5 protein-coding genes are annotated in these 4,093 nt (G+C 68.4%); 3 read left to right on the top strand and 2 right to left on the bottom strand.

Annotation, left to right across the window (positions count from 1 at the left end; genetic code table 11):
- The coding region (locus tag BEN49_RS11990) for a hypothetical protein (RefSeq protein ID WP_204376100.1) at window positions 1–216 on the bottom strand (216 nt) is incomplete at its 3' end.
- Complete coding sequence (locus BEN49_RS11995; RefSeq protein ID WP_070743747.1) at window positions 162–1,436, bottom strand: GWxTD domain-containing protein; 1,275 nt, start codon at window positions 1,434–1,436, stop codon at window positions 162–164. The genes BEN49_RS11995 and BEN49_RS11990, both read right to left, overlap by 55 nt.
- 580 nt (window positions 1,437–2,016) lie before the next feature.
- Between BEN49_RS11995 and BEN49_RS27945 the strand changes: the two genes are divergently transcribed.
- The 3 genes from BEN49_RS27945 to BEN49_RS12010 form a co-directional block, all read left to right on the top strand.
- Window positions 2,017–2,805 carry a hypothetical protein gene (locus BEN49_RS27945; protein WP_070743749.1) on the top strand — a complete coding sequence of 263 codons (789 nt, stop codon included), beginning with the start codon at window positions 2,017–2,019 and terminating at the stop codon, window positions 2,803–2,805.
- Complete coding sequence (locus BEN49_RS12005) at window positions 2,748–3,272, top strand: O-antigen ligase family protein (protein ID WP_070743752.1); 525 nt, start codon at window positions 2,748–2,750, stop codon at window positions 3,270–3,272. The genes BEN49_RS27945 and BEN49_RS12005 overlap by 58 nt, the downstream gene beginning before the upstream one ends.
- A 173-nt stretch (window positions 3,273–3,445) precedes the next feature.
- The coding region (locus BEN49_RS12010) for a glycosyltransferase family 9 protein (protein ID WP_141765659.1) at window positions 3,446–4,093 on the top strand (648 nt) is incomplete at its 3' end.

A 4,093-nucleotide genomic window follows, 5' to 3' on the forward strand; every position in this document is an offset into this window, starting at 1 on the left:
GGCGCTGCCACGGTCGGGTTGGTCGTCGCGGTTGTCGCTGCCGCCCCGGCCGCGGGGGCGGGCGCGCGCTTCTTCCGCAAAGCCGTCGGCCGCGTCGCGGTCGGGGCGGAATTGCTTGGGCGTGACGGGCCGGTTTTGCTCGTCGTAAAAGCGGCGGCCTGCTACCGGCCGCTGGGGTCGGTCGGGGCGCTCGGGGCGGTCTGTGCGTTTCTCCATTGCTCCACGGCGCCGAACCAAGGTTTTTCGTACTCGGGGCGGCGCACTAATTCGTAATTATCAGGCGCAAAGGTACTCGGCCGCGGCCGGAAGCTGAAGGTGAGGGGCCCGGTGTTGCCGACTTTAGCATACGACCACTGCTCTTCGCCGCTGGCCAGGCGGCGCACGCCCTGCGGGGTCCCCAGCACCACGTACAGCAAGCCGCGGTCGGTGAGGAAGCCGGCTTTGTGGGCGGCGAAGAGGCGGTTGGCCGCTGCCACGCGGCCGTAGTAGTTGCGAATCATGGTTTTGCCCAACGGCTGGTTGTCGTGGGCGGCGTTCAGCCAGAAGCCATCTACGGCACGCTTGGGGTCGGCGGCGGTGGCCATGCGCTGGTGCTCGGCGGTGCTGGTGAGGTAGCGCAGGGGCTCGACGAGCTGCTTGGCGGTGCGCAGATTGGGGTAGTCGCCGTTGGCCACCAGCAGGGCCAGCGTGCGCGGGTCCTGCCCACCGAGTCCGCCCACGCGCAGGGCCAGCAGGCTGGGGTCGTCGCAGCGCAGCAGTTGGCCGGTGCGGGCCGCGGCCGAATCGAGGAGGGGCAAGGTGGATGGGGGCCCCGCCACGGTGGCGGGGTTCGTCATGGGGGGTAGGGCGGGGGTGGGCGGCACGGCGTAGCGCCGCAGCCGCAGGGGCTGGATCAGCCCGTAGTTATCCACCCGAAACGTCTCGCCGGCCCGCACGTAGCCGCGCAGCAGCGGCAGCCCCGCCGAGTCAGTGACGATGAACGGACGGGCCAGGCGCTCGGCCGTGAGGGGCAGCCAGGCGGTGGTGGCGGCGTTTTGCGGGGCTACGGCCGGGCCCCCGGGGCCCACCTGCACTTGCAGTACGCTGCCCTCGGGCACCCGTGCCGCCGCCACGCAGAAGCTGGCGCGGGTGCCGCCCGTGGCGTCGGGCCGCCGGTGCTGCCGGGCCCGCGGAATGCTGTCCTGCCACTGCGGGGCGGGCGCGTCGTAGCTGGGCCAGGCGGCTACGCGCAGCTGGCCCACGGCCGTGCCAGCGGGCAGCCGCACGTACAGGCGCAGGCTGTCGAGCTCGCGGCGCACGTCCAGCATCACGCGCGGCACGTCGCGGTAGAGGCCCGCAAAATCGGGGCGGGGCAGGGCCTGGGCTTCGGCAGATAGGGGCAGCGCGGCCAAGCAGGGGGCGGCCAGCGCCAGCGCCCAGGAGAGAAAACGGTTCATGCCAGGGTGTACGTAGTTGGGGCCCCAAACATATACACGAGGCCGGTGGGGCCGGCCGTGGGCCGATGCCGCACCGCGCATTCTGAGTTTATGAGGGCCAATACTATAGCAAGTAATAATGATTCGGGGCTGTTTCAATCGTCCGCAACGAAGTGCTGCCTTATTGCTGTACGGTTGCGCTTGGCGGTGCGTACGCGGCCCGGTGGGGCCAGGCGCTGCGCCAAATAATGCGGCCCAGCCACCCGGCCAGGTATTGCGGCTGGCTGCCCGTGCCAGGACCCTGGCCAGCAGGCGCTAAGCTTCAGAACGAATAGGGTTTGCGAAAAGTATGTCCTTGCCTAAATCGGATTGGGTGGTGGCGGCGGGGCGGGCGTTTGCGGCGTGGGGGCGGCCGGCGGGAGCAGTTCATTCGTGCACTTACCAGGAAGTGGTTGTTGCTTTGCGGGGCCCCGGGGGCGGGCTGCCTGGCTCCGGGCCACCCGCCCGGGGCCCTAAATGCTTCGGGCCGGGCACGATACCCGCGGGTTCGTGCGTTGTCGTCCCGCTATTAACTGTGCCACGTTCGGCCGCCATTTGCCGCATGAAGAGGTTTTTTTCTGAAACAAGGGCGCGGCAGCTGGGCGTATTTTGGGGCACGGTCATCATCGCTGGCATTTTTGTGTCGGACGTTGTGCGGGTGCTGCCCAGCATCGGCATCGCCGGCCTGCTGGTGACTGGCCTGGGCTACGCCGTGGCCCAGCGGCGCATTGCCCAGCGGGCCCACTGGCCCGTGCTGCTGAGCTTCGTGCTGGTGTACGCGCTGCACGTGGGCACGGCGCTGGCGCACGCGGGTTGGCAGAACGAGATTTTCCAGCGCGACGCGGTGCTCCAGCTGCCGTTTCTGGCGTTGCCGCTGGCTTTTTTGTTGCTGCCCAGCTGGTTGGCGGTGCACAAGCGGGTGCTGTGGCTGGTGCTCATCGGCGGCTGCCTGGCGGCCGCCGCCCGGACTACTTTCTACTATCTGCTGCACCAGAAAGCCATTGACCAGAGCTACCTGCGCTCGCAGGTGATGCCCAGCGTGCCCGACCACATCCGGTTCAGCCTGCTGGTGAGCATGGCCGTGCTGGCGGGGCTGGTGCTGGTGCTCAACAAGCAGCTGCGCCCGCGGCTGCGGCTGGCCACGCTGGCGGGCGTGGGGCTGCTGTTTTTGTTCCAGCACCTGCTGGCCGTGCGCAGCGGCATCGTGACGATGTACGCCGCGGGGGCCCTGTGGCTGGTGTGGCTGGGGTGGCAGCTGCGGCACTGGCGCGTGGCACTGGCGGCGCCGGGCTGGTGCTGCTGCTGGGGGGCGCGTGCCTGCTGCTGTTTCCCACCCTTCAGAACAAGATAACTGCCACCCGCTCCGACGCCGCGCAGCTTGACGCCGAGTGGGCCGCCAACTACTACTCCGTCACGGCGCGGGTGTATTCCTACGACGTAGCCTGGGCCCTCATCAAGCAGCGCCCGCTGTTGGGCCTGAGCAAGGTGGGGCTGGAGCCCGCCATGGCCCGGCAGTACCGCGCCATGTACCCGGGCATCGAATCGGCCCACTACCTGCTGCCGCACAACCAGTTCCTCTACAACCTGGCGGCCTATGGGGCCCTGGGGCTGCTAGTGTTCGTGGTGGGCTTTTACTACGCGCTATGGGAAGGCATCCGGCAGCGCAACCTCATGCTGCTGCTGATGTACTCCATCGTATCGCTCTCCTTCATGGTCGAGTACACGCTCGAAACGCAGATTGGGGTGCTGATTGGCCTTTTTTTTATTTTGCTGGCCGCCGCCCCCGTCGCGCCGGCTGGGGCCCCTGGGGCCGAGTAGGGGGCGGTTTGATTGGGTGGGGGCTTGTCATTCCGACGAAGGAGGAATCTGGATAAAGCCATTTAAAGCCAGTCTTCAGATTCCTCCTTCGTCGGAATGACAAGCTTTTGCTAGCGCTCCCAGGCTGCCCCGGGCGGGCCGCTGGGGCCCCGCCAGCTGCTTTCTTTGCCGCCATGTTCAGCTATCTAATTGGCCGCTTCCGCCAGTTTCGGCGGCAGCGCCGGCAGGGCAGCCAGGTGGCGGCTCTGAGCCAGGCCGATGCCGCCGCCTTGGCCACCCAGGCCCCGCCCTACCCGGCCCGGGTGCTGGTGGTGCGCAACGATTCCATCGGCGACTACCTCCTCTACCGCCCCTGGCTGCGCGAAATGAGCGCCGTGGTGCGTGGCCGCGGCCAGCGCTTCACACTGGTGGCCAACGCGCTGTGGGCCCCCCTGGCCCGTGCCTGGGACGCCGACCTGTTCGACGAGTTGGTGGTGGTGGACTTCGGCCGCTTCACCAAGGACTTGGCCTACCGGGCCGAAACCGTGGGGGCCCTGGGCGCCGCAGGGTTTGGCGAAGTCGTGTACCCGCTCCACGCCCGCGAAGCGTCGGTGGAGAACTTCATTCGGTTCCTGGGGGCCCCCGTGCGGGTGGCCAGCCAAAGCGGCCAGCAGGGGCCCTGGGTAGAACTCATCAATGCGGGCTACACGCGGCTGCTGCCCAGCACGCTGGCCGTGCTGTTTGAGTACGACCGCAACCGCGAGTTCTTCGAGAACTGGCAGCGCGGGGCCACCGAAACCGACGCGCCGCTGGCCCTGGTGCCCGGCGCTACGGCCGCCGCC

It is taken from the genome of Hymenobacter coccineus (genome assembly GCF_001816125.1).
GTDB lineage: Bacteria > Bacteroidota > Bacteroidia > Cytophagales > Hymenobacteraceae > Hymenobacter > Hymenobacter coccineus.